Consider the following 18,347-nt stretch of genomic DNA (forward strand, 5'->3'; position numbering starts at 1 on the left):
CTGCCGCGCGCAGGCTTTTTTTACGTCGTCTCCTCAGGCACGAACGCAAGGATGGCAATGCCGATCACAAATAACAAAATCAGGCTGAACACGGCGGCTGACGAATTTCCGGTCAGCTGGGCGGTCACGGCAATCAAAAGAGGGCCGATAATCGAAGCGAACTTGCCGAAGATATTATAAAAGCCGAAAAACTCATTGGCGTTCTGTTTGGGGACAAGCTTGGCAAAGTAAGAGCGGCTCAACGCCTGAATGCCTCCTTGGGAAGTGGCGACAAGCATAGCCAAGACCCAGAAATCAAAAGCGGAATCCATAAAATAAGCATACGTGCAGACAATCATATACACGCCGATTCCGGCATAAAGCATCGTTTTTCCTTTAAATCGTTCGGCCAGCCGTCCGTACAAAATCGAAAAAGGCGCGGCGACGACCTGAGTGACAAATAAAACAATCAGCAGATTTGCCGCGCTGATGCCGAGGTCAGCCCCGTATGACGTGGACATCGTAATGATGGTGCCGACCCCGTCGATGTAGAAGAAATAGGCGAGCAGAAACAAAAACAGTGCCCGGTGCTTCCTGATCTGCTTCAGCGTGCCGGCCAGCCGTATAAAACTGCTGAATACAAGCCGCGGCTCCCTCTCGATATAATAGCGCTGGCGGACGCGGAGAAGGAGCGGGATCGAAAACAGCCCCCACCATGCCGCCGTAATCAAAAAGGCAATGCGGCCGGCAGCCTGGGCGGACAGCGGAATCACCTCCGCTTGGGCTGAAAGAATGACGGCAATGCTGAGGAGAAAAGGGATCGTGCTGCCGATATAGCCCAGTCCAAATCCCCTGGCGGACACCATATTCATCCGCTCCTTTGCGGCCACATCAACGAGAAACGCATCATAAAACACATTAGACCCGGCAAAGCCGATCGTGGAAATCGTATAACAAATTAATAACAGCATCCAAGATTCGCCGGGAATCAAAGCCAGCGCGGCTGTACCCGCCACACCGATCAGAAGAAAGAAGGCAAAAAACCGTTTCTTGCATCCTTTGTAGTCGGCAATCGTTCCTAAGACGGGACCGAGCATCGCCAAAATAAAAGTCGCGGCGGCAATCGTATAGCCCAAATAAGCGGTGGAATCAGCCGCGCTGACACCGTTTTCCGCCGCCGCGGCTTTAAAAAACAAGGGGAAAACAGCCGTCATAATAATGACCGAATAAGCTGAATTGGCCCAATCATACAGCATCCAGCTGCTTTCTTCTTTCGAAAACCGTTTCATCACACACGCTCCTTCCCAAAAAACGGTTCTCTGCATTATATGCGCCTCATCCGCATCGTTGGACAAAGATTTCTGAACGGCGTTTTCTGATTGACCTGGAGATATTGAACTACTTTAAATGTGTAGCAGGTAAATGGTCAGGCGGGAGGGAGACAGAATTCAAGATTGCGAAAGTCATTAATAATGTCGTCAGTGTGCTCAAAGAAGGCAATCAGGAATTGGTCATCATGGGCCGGGGCATTCCATTTTAGTTTCCTTGTATTTATTTTGTCTTACATTCACATATGACTTGGTTAAGGCAGGCAAAACCTAAATTACAATGAGCGCAGATCATCTCTGTTTGTGCTGATGGTAATTTAGGTCTTTTTAAGTTTCGTTTTTATCATTATTCTGACTGATGTTCCCTTTTACAGAATCATGTATGATCGATAAAGAAATCGCTTTCAAAGAAAGGGGAATGCCAACATGTTTTATCGTATGAAACGAGTGCTGCTGCTTCTTGTCACTGGATTATTTTTGAGTTTGTGTGCGATCACTTCTACTGCATCAGCTCAAACAGGCGGATCGTTTTTTGAACCTTTTAACAGCTATAACTCCGGATTATGGCAAAAAGCAAATGGTTACTCCAATGGAGATATGTTCAACTGCACGTGGCGTGCAAATAATGTGTCCGTGACGTCATCAGGTGAAATGCGATTGGCGCTGACAAGCCCGTCTTATAACAAGTTTGACTGCGGGGAGAACCGCTCCGCTCAAACCTATGGCTATGGACTTTATGAAGTCAGAATGAAACCGGCTAAAAACACAGGGATCGTTTCATCGTTCTTCACTTATACAGGTCCAACGGATGGTACTCCTTGGGATGAGATTGATATCGAATTTTTAGGAAAAGACACGACAAAGGTTCAATTTAATTATTATACAAATGGAAAGGGAAATCATGAGAAGGTCGCGGATCTCGGATTTGATGCGGCCAATGCCTATCATACGTATGCGTTCGATTGGCAGCCAAACTCTATTAAATGGTATGTCGATGGGCAATTAAAACATACTGCGACAAGCCAAATCCCGACAACACCGGGAAAAATCATGATGAACTTATGGAATGGGATAGGTGTCGATGACTGGCTCGGTTCCTACAATGGTGTAAATCCGCTATACGCTCATTATGACTGGGTGCGCTATACAAAAAAATAATGTAATGTACAGAAAAGGATTTCCGCCATCGGAAATCCTTTTTTAATTAAAACGAAATAATCCCAATCAAAAGCGCCGCAATCGTCATCACAATCGTTGTCCCCACGGCCCATTTAATAGTGAATTTTTGATGATCGCCAAAGCTGACGCCCGCCATTCCGACCAGTAGATAGGTGGATGGCACAAGCGGGCTGAGCAGATGCACCGGCTGGCCCAGCAAGGAGGCTCTTCCGATTTCAGCGGCGTCTATTCCGTAAGCGGAAGCGGCTTCAGCGATGATGGGAAGCACACCGAAGTAAAAGGCGTCATTCGACATGAAAAAGGTGAAAGGCATGCTGGCAATCGCAGTGATCAACGGCAGATGCGGGCCCATGGCATCAGGGATGAGGGAAACGAGAGAATGCGCCATCGCATCGACCATTTTTGTGCCTGAGAGAATACCTGTAAATATGCCTGCCGCAAACACCATTGAGACAACGTTTAACGCATTACCCGCATGTGCCGAAATCCGTTTCTGCTGCTCTTTGACATTTGGATAGTTGATCATCAAGGCGATGGCGAACGCAATCATAAAAAGAACAGGGAGCGGCAGCAGGCTGGTGATCAGCGCGGCCATCAGAGCGACAGTCAGCAGCAGGTTGAACCATTGGAGAGCGGGACGCTTCAGCGGCGCTGCCTCCGGATCAGAAGACGGCGCGTGTTCAATCGAAATGATGCCGAGCCGCTTCCGTTCTTTTTTTCCGAGGAGATAAGCAACGGCGATCACCCAGAGAATGCCGGCGATCATAGCGGGAATCAGCGGCGTAAAAACTTCTGACGTGTCCAATTTCAAGGAAGCCAAAACCCTCGCCGTCGGCCCGCCCCACGGAATAATATTCATGACCCCCGAACCGAGCATCGCAATTCCCGCCAGCACCAAACGGTTCATGCCGAGCCGTTTGTAAAGGGGCAGCATTGCCGCAATCGTAATCATATACGTTGTTGTTCCATCTCCGTCCAGCGAAATGGTCATCGTCAGAACCGCTGTGCCGATGGCGATTTTTAACGGATCCCCTTTGACAAGCGATAGGATTTTGGCAATGAGGGGATCAAACAGACCTGAGTCAATCATAATGCCGAAATACAGGATGGCGAATAACAGCATGATCCCGGTTGGAGCGAGGTCTGTAACGCCTTGAATCATCATCTCGCCGAGATCTTTGCCAAATCCGCTGATCAGGGCAAACACAACAGGAACGACAATCAAAGCAATAAGAGCGGAAAGCCGGTTAGACATAATAAGATACATAAAGACAATCATCATCACAAAACCGAGTATGGCAAGCACGATATGACCTCCCCTGTTCAACAGCTGTATTGGTAAGCGCTTTCACGATTTATTTCTGTGAAAATGGCTTATTTCAAAATGTGTATGACCGCATATGTAAATACAGACCTAAAATCCTAATGAGCGGATCAGCAGTTTATATGAAGAACGCCGCGGGTAAATGTGCTATAGAATGTTTCGTTTTAAAAGGGGGAACTGACATGAGTGATGATCAAAACAAACGAGTAAATGAACACTCAAAGGACGAACAGCTGGAGCAGTACCGGTCTGGTAACAGCGGCAAAAAAATGACGACCAATCAGGGGCTTCGCGTGTCTGAGGATGAGCATTCTTTAAAAGCGGGCGTCCGCGGCCCCACGCTGATGGAGGATTTTCATTTTCGTGAAAAAATGACGCACTTTGACCACGAGCGGATTCCGGAACGGGTCGTTCATGCGCGCGGGTACGGCGTTCATGGGCATTTTCAGGTGTACGAACCGATGACGGAATATACACGGGCGAAATTTTTGCAGGACCCGTCCGTCAAAACGCCTGTTTTCGTCCGTTTTTCAACAGTGGCGGGTTCCAAGGGGTCAGCCGACACCGTCCGTGACGCCAGGGGATTTGCGACGAAGTTTTATACTGAAGAAGGGAACTATGATCTCGTCGGAAACAATATTCCGGTGTTCTTCATTCAGGACGCGATCAAATTCCCGGATCTCGTTCACGCCATAAAACCGGAACCGCACAATGAAATGCCGCAGGCCGCGACGGCTCATGATACGTTCTGGGATTTTGTCGCAAACAATCCTGAATCCGCGCACATGGTCATGTGGACGATGTCTGACCGCGGCATCCCGCGAAGCTATCGGATGATGGAGGGCTTCGGCGTGCATACGTTCCGTTTCGTCAACGAGAAAGGAAAAGCGCGCTTTGTAAAATTCCACTGGAAACCTGTGCTCGGCGTTCATTCCCTCGTATGGGATGAAGCGCAGAAAATTGCCGGGAAAGATCCCGATTTCAATCGCCGCGACCTGTGGGAAACGATTGAAAACGGCGGCAAAGTCGAGTATGAGCTCGGTGTTCAGATGATAGACGAAGAAGACGAGTTCAAATTTGATTTTGATATCCTTGATCCGACAAAACTGTGGCCGGAAGAATTGGTTCCCGTCAAGCTGATCGGAAAAATGACCCTCGATCGCAATCAGGACAATGTCTTTGCGGAAACAGAACAGGTCGCATTCCACCCGGGAAATGTCGTGCCGGGCATCGATTTTACCAATGACCCGCTTCTTCAAGGCCGGCTTTTCTCTTATACGGATACACAGCTCATCCGTCTTGGCGGGCCGAATTTTCACGAGATTCCGATCAACCGGCCGGTCTGCCCGTTCCATAACAACCAATACGACGGCTACCATCGGATGACGATTAATAAGGGCCCTGTCGCCTATCATAAAAATTCCCTGCAGAACAATGATCCGTCGCCGGCCTCAGAAGAAGAAGGCGGATACGTTCATTACCAGGAAAAAGTAGAAGGCAGAAAAATCCGCCAGCGCAGTGAGAGTTTCAATGACTATTTTTCTCAGGCCAAGATGTTCTGGAACAGCATGTCTCCCGCCGAGAAAGAACATATCATCTCCGCGTTCTGTTTTGAGGTCGGAAAAGTGAACAGCAAGGATGTGCAGCAGCAGGTGATTGATGTCTTCAGTCATGTCGACGCAGGGCTTGCCGAGTGTGTTGCGAAAGGAATCGGCGTGAACCCGCCGCCGAAGGATCGTGAATCTGACGAAACGTTCACTTCCCCGGCCTTAAGCCAGGAAAACACGGTGAAAACGGCAGCGACAAGGCAGGTTGCGGTTTTAACCGACCACGGGTTTTCTGATGAGAAAGTCAAACAAGTGCTTGACGCATGCAAACAGGCGGGAGTCAGAGCCGATATCATCAGCCCCGCGCTGGGAACTATCAAGGGAGAAAACGGTACGGAGCTGGAAGCGTCAGCCACTTTCCTGACAGCGGATTCCGTCCTGTACGACGCTGTTTTCATTCCGGGCGGAAAACAAAGCACAGACAGCCTCAAAGCCCAAAAATCGGCCAGAGACTTCGTCAGCGAAGCTTTCAGCCATTACAAAGCGATCGGCGCCTCCGGTGAAGGAAAAGAACTTCTCGCCCTCGCCGCCGGAACCGAAAGCGGCCCCGGTCTTGTTCCGGACGGAAACTGCGAACAATTTCTGAAAGCCGTGGCTGAGCATCGGCATTGGGACAGAAACATATAAGAATGAAAAAGCGCCTTTTATGAAGGAGGCGCTTTTTTCTTGTGAGAGTGAAATATCTGAGGAGAAAACGAAAATGCTTCCGTGCAAATCCGTACCTTCCGCTGTCCGGGACATTCAGACAACAGTTTTAGAGAGTCAGGGCATGCGCCATTTAAAGCAGGCGGGTTGATGAAATAATATGTTTCACCCTCTTTGGTTTACTTCCGCTCTGTGTTTGTGTATCTTAGGGGTAGATTTTCTGGAGGAGCGAATGATAGTGAAGCCGTTTACCGAAAAACAACTTGAAGAATATTACCGGCGTGACGAAAACATGATGATTTTGGTGTTTGCCCAATGGTGCGTCAATCATGACCTTGATCCGATGGCCATTTACAGCAAGGCTTATCCCGGACAGCCTTTAAACGAAGAGCTGCGAAAAACGGCTGAAGAACTTGTCGTGCCGAAGGAGGAATCAGAACCGATTCCTGATCAAACTGTCATCGGCGTTTTGGAGATGTTCGGCAACTCCGATTTGGCAGAAGCCGTTTATGAAGCCATTGCGCAAAGACCTTCACGGTAAAAGAGGCGTGGATTTTCCATGTCTCTTTTTTTTATGGAGAAAATGTGAAAGAAGGCCCAGAAACAATTTGCTGATCCGCGCTGTCTATAGAGTGTAACCCGTTTTCAAAAAGGGAACGGTAATGAAAAGGAGGAGTTGTGATGAAAAAGGCATTCAAAATGATGGCGGCCGTGCTCTTAACCGTGCTGACAGCCGCGCCGTTCGGAGGTTTCGCGCCTTCAGCCGAGGCCGCGCAAACCGCAAAGCCCGTTGTCAAAAGCCATACGTATAAGCATGTAAAACAGCTGACATACCCCGAGGTCACAAATACGGGAAACGCATCTTTTGAAAAGAAAATCAATCAGGACTTCAAACGTTATATTGAACAATCGTATCAAGAATATGTGAAAAACAAAAAAGACGGTGAAAAACAAGGCTACAAAGCGGAATACCAGGCAGATTTCAAGGTGAAGTATAATCAAGACGGCAAGCTCAGCATTCAGACGGAAGACTACAGTTACACAGGCGGCGCACACGGGCTGACATCCGTTCAGACCTTTAATTACGACTTGGCCGCAAAAAAACGGGTCACACTCAATGATGTGCTGAATACAAAAACGAAAGCTAACAAGACGAGAGACTATCTTTACGGCTACATCAAGAAACATGACGATCTGTTCGATCAGGACGTTAAAAAACAGGAGATCATCCTGAATAACGAAAGACCTTTCTTCTTTACGAAAAACGGCATTGCCGTTGTGTTCGGACAATATGATCTCGGACCGTACGCGGCAGGAATCCGGGACGTTTTCGTACCTGCATCCGTCTATCAATAAAAAAAAGCGATATCACTCCAAAACGGAGCGGTATCGCTTTTTTTCTTTTACCAGACAAACAATCCGACAATCGCCGCGCTCAATAAGGAAACGGCAATTCCGCTGACAAGCAGCTTCCAGACGTTTTTTCCGATGATGGCTGATTTTTCACCATCAAGCAGAGATTGATAAGATCCGTAGATCATACCGATGGTGCTGAAGTTTGCGAATGATGTCAGGAATGTCGTAGCCACGGCAATCGTGTGCGGCGGGAGTGAATTCAGCTGCCCTTTCAGATCGGCCATTGCCACAAATTCATTCGTCGCGAGCTTGATGCCCATCAGCTGTGCGACATACATCGCGTCATGTACGCCTAATCCGAGAAGGAAGGCAAACGGACTGAAGATGTATGAGAAAATCTTTTGAATGGTCAAACCGTGCACGAACAGTCCGAGTACGCCGTTTAACGCGGCCGTTAACGCCACATAGCCGATTACCATCGCTAAAATGACAATGACCATGTTCATGCCGACAAGCATACTGTTAGAAATCGTGGAGAAGAAGTCTTTTTTCTCCGCTTTTGAAGGAACGTAAATAATATCATCCTCTTTAGAAACGTCCACAGGATTCAGCATATTGGCGATTAAAAGCGCGTTTAAGCAATTCAGCGGGATGGCTGTAAACACATAAGTGGACGGAACCATCGTCAAGTACGATCCGATGATCGAGCCGCTGATGCTGCTCATGCTCATCAGCCCGAATGTCAGAAGCCGGTTGTTGCTGACGGCGGCAAGCTGCTGGCGGATGACGGCTAAAGCTTCCGTATTTCCTAAAAACATCATCTGGATGGAGAAAAAGCTCTCCAGTTTCGGCAGACGGGATATTTTAGAAATCAGCCAGCCGATTTTATCAATGAGCCACGGCAGAATACCGAAATACGACAGCATATCAAAGAAGGTCACGACGAAGATAATCGGCAGCAATGCGCTGAAGAAAAAATCAACCGTCGGGTTCGCCATGACAGACGGAAAAGCGAACGCAATCCCTTGACTGGCGCAGGAAATCAGCCATGTAAAGAACGCGCCGATCTTCCCGATGACAAAGCCGCCGATTTTTGTCCCTAACATAAACCAAGTAATCAGAAACTCAAAGACGAGGAGCATGACAATCGGACGCCATTTAATCTTCTTCTTGTTGGGAGAGCATAAGAAAACAACAGCCATGACAACAATGAGACCGACAATGTTCAATAAAAAGTACATGTGAGCAACTCCTATAAGGGTATTATGGAAATAAAAAAAGCTCTTATTCGTCACAAATTCCTGAAAGCCAGAAAGTGTGATAAATAAGAGCCAAAAGAAAAGAATAGACAGCGTCATATGCTTTTCACTCGTTCAAATTTATGCAAACTTTCTTGTAGTCTAGTCTTTTACGGCACTAGGTAGAAACAATCAGACCATATTACTGATCATATACAAGAATAACGATATTACATGAGATAGCAGTATTTTATCGTTTCAATTTTTGAAAATCAACCTTTTTAGATATTTTCAAAATAATAAATTTATATTATAAATAAAGAAAATAAAGGATGTCTATAAGTAATTGGATAATAAAGGTGTAAAAAACTCCTAAAAACCGTTCCGGTTCATTGTAAAGACGGGATGCAGCTGATAAAATGGATCTGAGGGCACAGCCTTCAAAAGACGGCAGAAAAGGGGTCATTTTCGTGATCATCCAATTCATTCGTTACAGATAATGAGAGGTATAGATAAATAGGTAAAACCTTCCAATTTGGCAAGGTTTATTTGTCTATGCCTTTTTCATTTCATCGGAATAACGAATGAATGAGGTGTTTTTTTTGACGTCTATAAAAAGAAAACGCGCGGAATTACTGCAATCATGCCAATCCGTGTTCAGGTGTCCGCTATGCCGGTCGGCCATGGCGGTCTCACGATACCGAAGCTTGATTTGCGGACAGGGGCATACATTTGATATATCAAAGCAGGGATATGTGAATTTCCTCAATAAATCGGTCAAAACCCGCTATGACAGGCAGCTGTTCGAAGCGAGACGCGAGCTTTTTGACAGCCGGGAATTTTTTGGGCCGGTTCAAAAGGAGATCGCCGCCGTCATCAGCCGTAAGCAATCTCCGCATAAACCGGCGGCGATATTGGATGCGGGGTGCGGAGAAGGCTCTCATTTAGCCGCCGTATGCAAATTGCTTCAGCCCGCTTTTTCCGTGACGGGAATCGGCATTGATCTCTCGAAAGAAGGTGTGCTGCATGCCGCAAAGGCCTTCGGGAATCATTTGGTTTTTGCCGTCGCTGATGTGGCGGATGCGCCGTTTGCCGACAGCTGTTTTGATGTCGTGATGTCTGTTTTATCACCTTGGAATTACAAGGAATGCAGCAGACTTTTACGAAAGGGCGGCACAGTCATTAAAGCGGTGCCGCGGCGTGATTATTTGAAGGAAGTAAGGGAATTTTTCTTCGGAGACAGCCCTCGGCGGAAAGACACCGCCGATTCTGCGGCCGGACGATTCCAAGCGGGCTTTCAAACCTTTGAGCGCAAACGGCTGTGTTACACGAAGACCTTAGCGCAGCCTGACCTCGAGCGGCTTGTGAAAATGACGCCCTTAACATGGAAATGTACTGATGACAGCATCCGGCGGTTTATCAGCCGGAAAGAGGCTGCTGTCACGATAGATATCGATATTTTAATCGGGACCGATCCGCTGTAAAACGGAAAAGACACGCTGATCGCGTGTCTTTTTTTTTATTTCCAGACTTCACCGGCAATGTTGACGACATGGCGCAGTTTCGCCCATTGCTGTTCTTCTGTGATCAGGTTTCCTTCCTCAGTGGAGGCGAATCCGCATTGCGGGCTGAGGCAAAGCTGATCCAGACTGACATATTGTGAAGCTTCTTCAATCCGGCGTTTAATCGCGTCCTTGTCTTCAAGTTCGCCATGTTTCGACGTAATCAATCCAAGCACAAGCTGAAGATCAGAGCGTTTGACATAACGAAGCGGTTCAAAGCCGCCGGAGCGGGAATCATCATATTCCAGGAACAATCCGTCAAGATCAAGCCCGTCAAAAATCGTTTCAGCCGCTGCATCATAGCCGCCTTCAGCCGTCCATGTGGATTGGAAGTTGCCGCGGCAGATATGCATCGTAACCTTCAGATCGTCAGGGCGGTCCTTGATGGCGTCATTAATGGAAGCTGCAAACAGCTTGCGCAGCTCATCCGGCGTTGTGCCGAAAGCTTCAATCTGACGAAGCCCCGCTTCCGATAAGAAAACGGCCCATGCGGTGTCATCGAGCTGAAGGTAGCGGCACCCGGCGTCATAGAAAGCTTGAATCGCTTTTTTATACGCCTTTGACACATCGTGCTGAAATTGTTTGTAATCATTCTGGTAGGACGCTTTTTCCAATTTTCCGCGGAAAAACAGCATATTCGGACTGGGGATGGTCATTTTCGGAACAGCATCGCCGGCAATGCTGTGCAGGAATTTATAATCTTCGAGCATCGGATGCTGAGAAAAATCAATATCTCCCGTTACTTTAATGCCGCGCGCTTTCGTCTGTACGTTGTGAAACTGAATGCCGCTTTCAGGCGTAAATGCCTCAACCCCGTCTAAATTTTCGAGAAAATCAAAATGCCACCAGGCACGGCGGAATTCGCCGTCAGTCACGACATTGAGGCCGGTTTCTTTCTGCTTTTCCACGCTGCGGATGATTTCTCTGTTTTCGATTTCGCGCAGCTGTTCTGCTGAAATCTCACCTGCCGCTCTTTGCAGGCGGGCTTGCTTCACAGCCGCCGGCCGCAGCAGGCTTCCGACCTGATCTGCGCGAAACGGCGGGTTTTTTCTTAGAAGAGTATGCAATGGTTGTTCTGTGTTTTGCTGTGACATGAACGATTCCTTCTTTCCTGATGAAATATAAAAAAACTCTTCCCTCGGATAGGGAAGAGCTTGCGTCCGCAAATCTCAACCTTATCTTCAGGATTTAGCACCATTCTGCTGAACAGCGGTTGCCGGGTATCATAGGGCCAGTCCCTCCACCTCTCTTGATAAGGAAATATGCTATTTTTCAGAATAAACTGTAATACTCTAATCTTAGTATGTTTTCTCATATTGTCAATATATTTCGATAAATATTTTTATTTGTCACCCTCAAATAGAATCATATCTATCACGATGGCGATCGCAAGACAAAGAGCAATATCCTCTTCCTTTTCAATCTGCAAATGATAGGAATCGCCCCAGCTCATCCATGATTTGGTGACGGTCATCCGGTTTGATTTTCCGTCTGTCACTTGAAAATTCCGCCCCCACACATCGCCGGTAAGGTCCCAGCCGACCCCGGAAATTTCAAATTTCGGTTTGAAAAACGTGACTTTCTTGATGACTTGGCAGACGGGTTTGCCGCTGACGGAAATCTCGTAACGGGGAACGAGCGACATCAGTTTCTGATTGACGCTGGCGAGCGTGCGGCCGTCCAAATCAGTCAGCTTCAGTTCATCACCGAATGAAAACAGCTTTCCTTCAACATTGTAGACTTCTTTTCCGCTTTCAAGAAACACTTGAAAACGATTCTTAAACGTAAACATTCGCTCTTTGATGTAAAAATGGTACATAAAAAAACTCCTTTTTTATGTTGTACGAAAAAAGGAGGCGGTTGGTTTCATATCGGCCGGGTGCATAAAAAAAAGGCTGCCGATTTTGCGGCAGCTGTCGTTTTTATGATAGCGGCATCCGGCGTTTTTGACGGATCGCATTTAAATCAATGATGTTATTCGTGTCGGCAGCTGTCACCAGCGGGCTTGTCTTTGGCGTTTTCCGGCGGTTGTCCTTACTGAAAGAGAAAACAAGATACCCTGTCAAAGCAGCAAAAATAAGTAGCATCATTTTACATACCTCCCAAAAAAAGTTTTGGTATTATTATTGTACGAAAAAACAAACGAAAAGTATTCAAACAATTGTCACTTTTTTAAAAAATAACGTCATTTTCCGTAAAAATAACTATGGGTTGAAGAAATTTTGCTCTTGTTGTGGTTCTATAGATTGTATCGGCTGATGGATGATGATCGTTTATATAACTTTTTCACTATTTTTTGTAAGTGTCTAAATAACTATTTCAGTGTTTTCGTTTGCCTTGTGTTATTCAGTACCCTAAAAAACCTTATAATATGCAAAATAACTGCTTCTAACAGATGACTGCGAGTTGACAGCGCTTTCTTTATTTTTTTAAAGAAAACGAGATGTTATCTTAAAAAAATCGTTTGAACATTTTCCGCAGTTTTTTAAAAGGGTTTGATTTTGTCTCCAGAACACGCGGGTCTTTTAAGGTTTTTTTCAATTCTTTCGCTACAGTCCCTCTTGCCATAGTCTTCACTCCTTCTTTCCAATTCATACCTTATATACGGAAAGAAAGAAGGAAAGGTTTCATGTGAAAGAAAAAAACCAAAGCATGGGGCTTTGGTTTTAAGCGCGCTCTTCAAAGAGCCTGGCGATTTCAACAATGACGTTTACCGCCTTTTCCATATGATCGACGGAAATGTATTCATATTTTCCGTGGAAGTTTTGGCCGCCCGTAAAAATGTTCGGTGTCGGCAGTCCCATGTAAGAGAGCTGTGATCCGTCGGTTCCGCCCCGGATCGGTTCGATAATCGGTTCGATGTCGAGGTTTTTCATGGCTTGATAGGCGACATCGACTATCTCTTTGACCGGTTCTATTTTTTCTCTCATGTTGTAATATTGATCACGCAGTTCAAGCTTGATGCTTTCGTTGCCGTATTTGGCCGCCAGCGCATCGGCGGTTTTCTGCATATATTCTTTTCGTTCTGCAAAGCGGTCTCTGTCAAAGTCTCTGATGATGTACGACAGGGCGGCTTCAGAAACGTCTCCGTTCATGGAAAGTAAATGATAGAAGCCTTCATACCCTTCCGTATATTCCGGCGCTTCTTCTTTCGGCAGCGCGTGGTGAAATTCCATCGCGATTTTTGAAGCGTTGACCATTTTGTTTTTCGCCGTTCCCGGGTGGACGCTTTTTCCGTAACAAGTAAGCTTTGCGGCTGCTGCGTTAAAGCTTTCATATTGCAGTTCGCCGAGGGGGCCTCCGTCTATCGTGTAGGCGAATGCGGCGTTGAAGCGGCCGACATCGAATTTGTGAGGGCCTCTGCCGATTTCTTCATCGGGCGTGAACGCGACCCGGATCGTTCCGTGTTTGATGTCCGGATGTTTGATCAAGTACGCCATTGCCGTCATGATTTCAGCAATGCCCGCTTTGTTGTCGGCTCCGAGCAGCGTCGTGCCGTCTGTTGTGATCAGCGTCTGGCCTTTATAGCGGGAGAGCTCTGGGAATTGCTCAGGCGACAGGACGACATTGAGTTTGTCATTCAGAACGATATCATGTCCGTCGTAGCTCTCAATAATCTGAGGATTCACATTTTTTCCGGTAAAATCGGTCGCGGTGTCCACGTGAGCCAGAAAACCGACAGTCGGCACGTCTTTATCCGTATTTGCCGGCAGAGTCGCCATGACGTACCCATTGTCATCGACTGTGATGTCTGTCATGCCGATCGACTTTAATTCATCTGCCAGCATGTTGGCCAATGTCAGCTGGCCGGGGGTTGAAGGGCAGTTTTCATTGTTTTCGTCAGACTGTGTATCGACTTTTACATAAGAGGTAAAGCGTTCAATGATTTCATTTTTCATACCGTCATCTCCTTTGTCTTATCTTACCATGCGCGGGGGAGGGATTTCTATTTCGCAACCGTTTTGAATCGAGGGCTCTGTTTTTTACGCGAATGAAAATAAATTATGAAGAAACGATGACTAAACGATTAAACTTTTTGGAAATGGATGATTGAGGAAGAAAAAACCGATATAATATGGTCAATTCATTCAATAGGGGAGGCTTTCTTCATGGCGATTTTAGTGACAGGCGGAGCGGGTTATATCGGAAGCCACACATGTGTCGAGCTGTTAAACGGCGGCTATGACATCGTGGTTTTGGATAATCTGTCAAATAGTTCACCGGAAGCATTGGAGCGTGTGAAAGATATTACCGGAAAAGGGCTTGTGTTTTATGAAGCGGATCTCCTTGACCGTGACGCCGTTCACCGGGTGTTTGCTGAAAATGAGATTGAAGCCGTCATTCATTTTGCGGGATTAAAAGCGGTCGGTGAGTCTGTGGCTGTTCCGCTTCGTTATTATCATAATAATCTGACGGGGACGTTTATTTTATGTGAAGCCATGCAGGCACACGGTGTGAAAAAAATCGTCTTCAGTTCTTCAGCGACGGTTTACGGCGTTCCGGAAACAACGCCGATCACTGAGGATTTTCCATTAAGCGCGACCAATCCTTACGGGCAGACAAAGCTGATGCTGGAACAGATTTTACGCGATCTGCATAAAGCGGACTCTGAATGGAGCATTGCGCTGCTCCGCTACTTTAATCCGTTCGGCGCGCACCCGAGCGGCCGGATCGGAGAAGACCCGAACGGCATCCCGAATAATTTAATGCCGTACGTCGCCCAAGTCGCTGTCGGCAAGCTTGAGCAATTGCAGGTGTTCGGCAATGATTATCCGACAAAGGACGGCACCGGCGTGCGGGATTACATCCATGTCGTTGACCTTGCCGAGGGCCACGTCAGAGCGCTTGAGAAGGTGCTGAACACAACAGGCGCGGATGCCTATAATCTCGGCACGGGAAGAGGCTACAGCGTTCTTGAGATGGTCAAGGCGTTTGAAAAAGTATCAGGAAAAGAAGTGCCGTACCGTTTTGCCGCCCGGCGCCCGGGAGACATCGCCGCATGCTTCGCAGACCCGGCAAAAGCGAAGGCTGAATTAGGCTGGGAAGCAAAGCGCGGGCTTGAAGAAATGTGCGCCGACTCTTGGAAGTGGCAGTCCTCCAATGTGAACGGGTACCAAAAGGTGTAAAAAGAAAGAGACCTTCAAATGATGAAGGTCTCTTTTTTTACGGTCATTATTTAATTTTCACTTCAACATCGTTGCTGAACTTTAATTTCCAAGTGCCTTTAGAGTATGCGTTTTTATCAACTTCAAAAGCTTTTACGTCAGTAACTTTAATGTTCGGGTTCAAGTCACTTAAAATTTTACTGTTGTCTACTTTTGTTTCTGTTGCATAGCTTGAAGAAGCATCAATATCTGAATCATAGGATGTTCCTTTAGAATCTACTAATTTCGCTCTTGGAATGGAGAAAGAGCTTAACGGCTTGTTTGAAACATTTTTAACTGTGTATTGAACAGCTACGATAACGCCGCCGTCAGACGCTTTTTTCTCGACAAATTGAGAGCCTACTGAATCTCTTTTTTCCACTTTGGTAACGGTAACTTCAGTTTTCTCAGTCTTAACAGTGTCACCGATGTTATACAGTTTTTCCTTGGATTCCGCAGCTTTTGAAGACGCGGTTTTAGATGATGAAGATCCGCCTCCGCCGCCGATGTTTACGAGAATGATAATAACCACTACCGCCAGAAGCAATGTGATAATTTTATGTCTCATAAAAAAGTTTCTCTGATCTTTACCGCAGTTTGGGCATTTTTTAACGCCTTTAGCGATTTCTTTGCCGCATGCCTTACAAGACACCAGGTTGCCTGCCATAATATTTCCTCCTATGTAAACTATTTCTTAAAAACTACATACTATAATGCCTGTAAAATAACCTATAGTCAATAATATTTTGAGAAAAAAAGTATTTTAATGATTTTTTAGTCATGTATTTTAAGGGCCTTTTTTAGTATCGGCAGATCGTTCGAATTTTTTATATGTTTATTGAAAAAAAGAGTGGTTGAACATGTTCGTGATTTCCCGTATAATCTTGAAAGATATACAAAAACTGAACATAAAAAACAGTGGTTTTCTAGGGTTCCGCAATGCTGAATTGGTCTGGACCGAGAGAAAACACACAGCAGGTTCCTGCTGTGACACGTTGGGATAAAAGCCCGGGAGTTTCTGCTCTTTTAATGAAGAGTGCTCTCCCGGGCTTTTTTGATTTTATATAAAGGGAGTGTCTGGGATGAAAAAGAGATTGCTGGATGTGCTGATGCTGATTATTGGGGCTTTTATCTTTGCTTTGGCCGTTAATTTATTCGCCATTCCGAATGATCTTGGAGAGGGCGGGGTAACGGGAATCACCCTGATCTTGTACTATGTGTTTGAATGGTCGCCCGGGGTGACGAATATCATTTTGAACGGGATCTTATTGATTATCGGATATAAATTTTTAGACGGAAAAACAACGCTTTATACGATCATTACCGTTGTTGCCAATTCACTGTTTCTGCATCTGACGCATGATTGGCACTCGCCTTCACATGAACTCATTATTAATACTATTTTTGCGGGTGTGTTTGCCGGTGTCGGAATCGGGATCATTATTCGAGTCGGAGGAACGACTGCGGGTTCTGCCATTTTGGCGAGGATTGCGAACAAATATCTCGATTGGAATATCAGCTATGCGCTTTTGTTCTTTGATCTGATTGTCGTCTTCAGTTCTTATTTCATCATCGGTGCGGAAAAAATGATGTTTACCATTGTCATGCTGTACATCGGAACGAAGGTGATGGACTTTATCATTGAAGGCCTGAATACGAAAAAAGCGGTGACGATTATATCTGAGCATAAGCACGAAATCGCTGAACAGGTCAACACGCTTATGGACAGAGGGGTTACGCTGCTGTCGGGTAAAGGAAATTACACGGGGCAGTCGAAGGAAATTTTATATATCGTCATCCAGAAACAAGAGCTTTCCATGCTCAAAAAAATTATTAAAAGCTGTGATACAAAAGCGTTTGTCATTGTTCATGATGTGCGTGACGTCTTTGGTGAAGGCTTCGTCGATATCTCTAAATAAAAAGGATCCCTCTGCCGGCGCGGAGGGTTTTTTCTTATGCCGGCAGAAGCTGTTATGATCCGTTTCCCGGGAAATAGCCTGAAAGCTGTTTCTTAAAACGAAGTGGATACAATCGGCCGGACGTTTTATACTGAAAATATGATAGAGCGATAGAGAGGAGCGCATATGAACCCGTTATTGGCAATTTACCCGAGGGCTGTGTTGTCTGATACGTGCTGTACGGCGGAGGATGTCTTTTGCTTTTATGATGAGAAAAGGCGGGTCTATGTCACCATTCCGAAGGAGGATATTGCCCCGAAGGAGAAACTGCTTCTGGAATCATTTTTGACGCCCGCTGAAGAAAAAGGCGATTTTTTTCCGGAGACGGCGGCAGCAAAGAGGTGGCGGCGGTTTCTGCTGGAAGAGGGTCCGGTGCCTGATGTCAAGGAGCCTCGTGTCCGTTTTATCCATTATGACTTATTGAGAGAACGGGACTGGGGGGCATTTACGGAAGCGCTGCGCCATTTCTGGCCGGTTTCATATACAGTTGTCCGGACGGGAAGGGATCAAGGCGTGATTGTGGAGGAAGAAAAGCTGGAAGCGCCAGATTCGGATGACATCGCATCTTTTGTGAAGATTCTCGAAGGCGATTTTTATTTCAGTGTCCGTTTTTTCATCGGAAGGTATTACGGCGCGGGAGAACGTCTGCGCCTTCATTATCGGAGAGAACAGCAATATTGTCAGATTGGCCGGCGACATCTCCCGCAGCTGAGCACGCTGACCGCGGAAACGGTATTTCCGGCCATGCTCATGGAAGAAAGCAGAGAAAAGCTCTCAGCCTTGCTTCACGAAGAAGCGGCGCTGCTGTTTCAGAAAGAACCGGGGCTGAAGCATACGATTCAGACTTTTATTGAACATAACTCGAACATGTCGCTCACATCGAAAAAACTGCATTTGCACCGCAACAGTCTTCAATATCGGATTGATAAATTCGCGGAACGCTCAGGTATTGATATTAAGACATATCGGGGCGCCCTGCTGGCTTATTTCATTTGTCTGCAGTCTGAAAAATCACATTAAATGGGAA

At 46.4% G+C, this 18,347-nt stretch carries 16 protein-coding genes, 1 pseudogene and 3 riboswitches; of the genes and pseudogenes, 9 read left to right on the forward strand and 8 right to left on the reverse strand.

Annotated features, from left to right (window positions below; genetic code table 11):
* Positions 1-20: 20 nt before the first annotated feature.
* Positions 21-1,271 carry an MFS transporter gene (locus tag ACWHAR_RS10690; protein WP_087920813.1) on the reverse strand — a complete coding sequence of 417 codons (1,251 nt, stop codon included), beginning with the start codon at positions 1,269-1,271 and terminating at the stop codon, positions 21-23.
* Between the two features lie 101 nt (positions 1,272-1,372).
* On the opposite strand from ACWHAR_RS10690, the pseudogene ACWHAR_RS10695 reads away from it, so the two are divergent.
* Both ACWHAR_RS10695 and bglS read left to right on the forward strand, forming a co-directional pair.
* Positions 1,373-1,516: pseudogene (locus tag ACWHAR_RS10695) on the forward strand (CAT RNA binding domain-containing protein); the annotation flags it as partial.
* 217 nt (positions 1,517-1,733) lie between these two features.
* Positions 1,734-2,465: a beta-glucanase gene (bglS, locus tag ACWHAR_RS10700; protein WP_032875626.1), complete on the forward strand. Its 732-nt coding sequence runs from the start codon at positions 1,734-1,736 to the stop codon at positions 2,463-2,465.
* Between the two features lie 46 nt (positions 2,466-2,511).
* Here the strand turns inward: bglS and citH are convergent, their stop codons facing one another.
* Positions 2,512-3,792 carry a citrate transporter CitH gene (gene citH / locus ACWHAR_RS10705; RefSeq protein WP_032875629.1) on the reverse strand — a complete coding sequence of 427 codons (1,281 nt, stop codon included), beginning with the start codon at positions 3,790-3,792 and terminating at the stop codon, positions 2,512-2,514.
* A gap of 200 nt (positions 3,793-3,992) precedes the next feature.
* On the opposite strand from citH, the gene ACWHAR_RS10710 reads away from it, so the two are divergent.
* The 3 genes from ACWHAR_RS10710 to ACWHAR_RS10720 all read left to right on the forward strand — a co-directional run bounded on the left by ACWHAR_RS10710 (position 3,993) and on the right by ACWHAR_RS10720 (position 7,418).
* Positions 3,993-6,044 carry a catalase gene (locus ACWHAR_RS10710; protein ID WP_032875632.1) on the forward strand — a complete coding sequence of 684 codons (2,052 nt, stop codon included), beginning with the start codon at positions 3,993-3,995 and terminating at the stop codon, positions 6,042-6,044.
* A 250-nt stretch (positions 6,045-6,294) separates the two neighbouring features.
* The gene (locus ACWHAR_RS10715) at positions 6,295-6,603 is read left to right on the forward strand and encodes a hypothetical protein (RefSeq protein WP_015418528.1); all 309 of its coding nucleotides are present in this window, start codon (positions 6,295-6,297) and stop codon (positions 6,601-6,603) included.
* A 140-nt stretch (positions 6,604-6,743) separates the two neighbouring features.
* Positions 6,744-7,418 carry a DUF3298 and DUF4163 domain-containing protein gene (locus tag ACWHAR_RS10720; protein ID WP_032875635.1) on the forward strand — a complete coding sequence of 225 codons (675 nt, stop codon included), beginning with the start codon at positions 6,744-6,746 and terminating at the stop codon, positions 7,416-7,418.
* Positions 7,419-7,465: 47 nt separating this feature from the next.
* Here ACWHAR_RS10720 and ACWHAR_RS10725 read toward each other — a convergent pair whose 3' ends face one another.
* Positions 7,466-8,659: a NupC/NupG family nucleoside CNT transporter gene (locus ACWHAR_RS10725; RefSeq protein ID WP_032875637.1), complete on the reverse strand. Its 1,194-nt coding sequence runs from the start codon at positions 8,657-8,659 to the stop codon at positions 7,466-7,468.
* Between the two features lie 135 nt (positions 8,660-8,794).
* Positions 8,795-8,895: riboswitch (purine riboswitch) on the reverse strand.
* A 363-nt stretch (positions 8,896-9,258) separates the two neighbouring features.
* On the opposite strand from ACWHAR_RS10725, the gene ACWHAR_RS10730 reads away from it, so the two are divergent.
* Positions 9,259-10,140, forward strand: coding sequence for a methyltransferase domain-containing protein (locus ACWHAR_RS10730; RefSeq protein ID WP_032875639.1), 882 nt, complete (start codon positions 9,259-9,261; stop codon positions 10,138-10,140).
* Between the two features lie 35 nt (positions 10,141-10,175).
* On the opposite strand, the gene ACWHAR_RS10735 is transcribed toward ACWHAR_RS10730, so the two are convergent.
* The 4 genes from ACWHAR_RS10735 to pepT all read right to left on the reverse strand — a co-directional run bounded on the left by ACWHAR_RS10735 (position 10,176) and on the right by pepT (position 14,117).
* Positions 10,176-11,312, reverse strand: coding sequence for a 5-methyltetrahydropteroyltriglutamate--homocysteine S-methyltransferase (locus ACWHAR_RS10735; protein ID WP_029972954.1), 1,137 nt, complete (start codon positions 11,310-11,312; stop codon positions 10,176-10,178).
* Positions 11,313-11,390: 78 nt separating this feature from the next.
* A riboswitch (SAM riboswitch) is annotated at positions 11,391-11,477 on the reverse strand.
* A gap of 83 nt (positions 11,478-11,560) precedes the next feature.
* Positions 11,561-12,037 (reverse strand): LURP-one-related/scramblase family protein, encoded by a 477-nt coding sequence (locus ACWHAR_RS10740; RefSeq protein ID WP_032875642.1) that lies wholly within the window; start codon positions 12,035-12,037, stop codon positions 11,561-11,563.
* Positions 12,038-12,140: 103 nt separating this feature from the next.
* The gene (locus tag ACWHAR_RS10745; RefSeq protein ID WP_003150808.1) at positions 12,141-12,308 is read right to left on the reverse strand and encodes a hypothetical protein; all 168 of its coding nucleotides are present in this window, start codon (positions 12,306-12,308) and stop codon (positions 12,141-12,143) included.
* A gap of 576 nt (positions 12,309-12,884) precedes the next feature.
* Positions 12,885-14,117, reverse strand: coding sequence for a peptidase T (pepT, locus tag ACWHAR_RS10750; RefSeq protein WP_025285494.1), 1,233 nt, complete (start codon positions 14,115-14,117; stop codon positions 12,885-12,887).
* A gap of 210 nt (positions 14,118-14,327) precedes the next feature.
* Here pepT and galE point away from each other — a divergent pair, with 210 nt between their 5' ends.
* Positions 14,328-15,344, forward strand: a complete 1,017-nt coding sequence (gene galE / locus ACWHAR_RS10755) for a UDP-glucose 4-epimerase GalE (protein ID WP_014419237.1) — start codon at positions 14,328-14,330, stop codon at positions 15,342-15,344.
* A 46-nt stretch (positions 15,345-15,390) separates the two neighbouring features.
* On the opposite strand, the gene ACWHAR_RS10760 is transcribed toward galE, so the two are convergent.
* Entirely contained in the window at positions 15,391-15,930 is a 540-nt protein-coding gene (locus ACWHAR_RS10760) for a DUF4352 domain-containing protein (RefSeq protein WP_119834765.1), read from the reverse strand.
* Between the two features lie 347 nt (positions 15,931-16,277).
* A riboswitch (guanidine-I (ykkC/yxkD leader) is annotated at positions 16,278-16,379 on the forward strand.
* A 65-nt stretch (positions 16,380-16,444) separates the two neighbouring features.
* Between ACWHAR_RS10760 and ACWHAR_RS10765 the strand changes: the two genes are divergently transcribed.
* The gene (locus tag ACWHAR_RS10765) at positions 16,445-17,281 is read left to right on the forward strand and encodes a YitT family protein (protein ID WP_003150818.1); all 837 of its coding nucleotides are present in this window, start codon (positions 16,445-16,447) and stop codon (positions 17,279-17,281) included.
* 165 nt (positions 17,282-17,446) lie between these two features.
* Positions 17,447-18,340 (forward strand): PucR family transcriptional regulator, encoded by an 894-nt coding sequence (locus tag ACWHAR_RS10770; RefSeq protein ID WP_032875645.1) that lies wholly within the window; start codon positions 17,447-17,449, stop codon positions 18,338-18,340.
* Positions 18,341-18,347 lie beyond the last annotated feature (7 nt).

It is taken from the genome of Bacillus sp. LR--39, from assembly GCF_053613335.1.

Bases quoted from the DNA above. Each gene is read 5' to 3' on its own strand.
- bglS (WP_032875626.1), top strand. From the start codon at position 1,734: ATGTTTTATCGTATGAAACGAGTGCTGCTGCTTCTTGTCACTGGATTA.
- ACWHAR_RS10710 (WP_032875632.1), top strand. From the start codon at position 3,993: ATGAGTGATGATCAAAACAAACGAGTAAATGAACACTCAAAGGACGAA.
- ACWHAR_RS10715 (WP_015418528.1), top strand. From the start codon at position 6,295: ATGATAGTGAAGCCGTTTACCGAAAAACAACTTGAAGAATATTACCGG.
- ACWHAR_RS10720 (WP_032875635.1), top strand. From the start codon at position 6,744: ATGAAAAAGGCATTCAAAATGATGGCGGCCGTGCTCTTAACCGTGCTG.
- ACWHAR_RS10725 (WP_032875637.1), bottom strand. From the start codon at position 8,659: ATGTACTTTTTATTGAACATTGTCGGTCTCATTGTTGTCATGGCTGTT.
- ACWHAR_RS10735 (WP_029972954.1), bottom strand. From the start codon at position 11,312: ATGTCACAGCAAAACACAGAACAACCATTGCATACTCTTCTAAGAAAA.
- ACWHAR_RS10740 (WP_032875642.1), bottom strand. From the start codon at position 12,037: ATGTACCATTTTTACATCAAAGAGCGAATGTTTACGTTTAAGAATCGT.
- ACWHAR_RS10745 (WP_003150808.1), bottom strand. From the start codon at position 12,308: ATGATGCTACTTATTTTTGCTGCTTTGACAGGGTATCTTGTTTTCTCT.
- pepT (WP_025285494.1), bottom strand. From the start codon at position 14,117: ATGAAAAATGAAATCATTGAACGCTTTACCTCTTATGTAAAAGTCGAT.
- galE (WP_014419237.1), top strand. From the start codon at position 14,328: ATGGCGATTTTAGTGACAGGCGGAGCGGGTTATATCGGAAGCCACACA.
- ACWHAR_RS10760 (WP_119834765.1), bottom strand. From the start codon at position 15,930: ATGAGACATAAAATTATCACATTGCTTCTGGCGGTAGTGGTTATTATC.
- ACWHAR_RS10765 (WP_003150818.1), top strand. From the start codon at position 16,445: ATGAAAAAGAGATTGCTGGATGTGCTGATGCTGATTATTGGGGCTTTT.
- ACWHAR_RS10770 (WP_032875645.1), top strand. From the start codon at position 17,447: ATGAACCCGTTATTGGCAATTTACCCGAGGGCTGTGTTGTCTGATACG.